The organism is Bradyrhizobium sp. 14AA, assembly GCF_054185205.1.
Window position 1 is genome coordinate 1 of record NZ_JAVAYM010000114.1, and the last position, 494, is coordinate 494.

At 71.1% G+C, this 494-nt stretch carries 1 protein-coding gene; it reads left to right on the plus strand.

Annotation, left to right across the window (positions count from 1 at the left end; translation table 11 throughout):
* Window positions 1-236: 236 nt before the first annotated feature.
* A partial coding sequence (locus tag RAD15_RS43570; protein WP_458184824.1) for a cation:proton antiporter domain-containing protein occupies window positions 237-494 on the plus strand: 258 nt, incomplete at its 3' end.

A 494-nucleotide genomic window follows, 5' to 3' on the forward strand; every position in this document is an offset into this window, starting at 1 on the left:
GTGCGAAAGACTTGCAGCCCCTGCCCTTCCTCCCTCATCTGAGCGTCGCGTCCCAAGCCCGCGTCGCGTCTCCTTTCGGGGGAACGGTCAGCGGGTGGCAAGACCTTGCCACATAGAGCCTCGTCGCGACGCGCGTCCGTCCTCCGTCCCCGCCGGGCGGCCGTTCGGGGCGCATGCCGACGACCCGTCCGCGAGGGGTGCCGCGCCCGCGCGACCGAGCAGGAGAGCCGACACCCGTGCCGCATGCCACCGAGCTGATCGCCATCGTCGCCCTCGGCCTGGTGCTGGCCTTCATCGGCGGCATGGTCGCACAGCGCCTGCGGCTGCCGCCGTTGGTCGGCTACCTTCTGGCGGGCGTGCTCGTCGGCCCCTACACGCCGGGCTTCGTCGGCAACAGCGAGCTCGCCGGGCAGCTCGCCGAGATCGGCGTCATCCTGCTGATGTTCGGCGTCGGCCTCCACTTCTCGATCAAGGACCTGATGGCGGTGCGCACC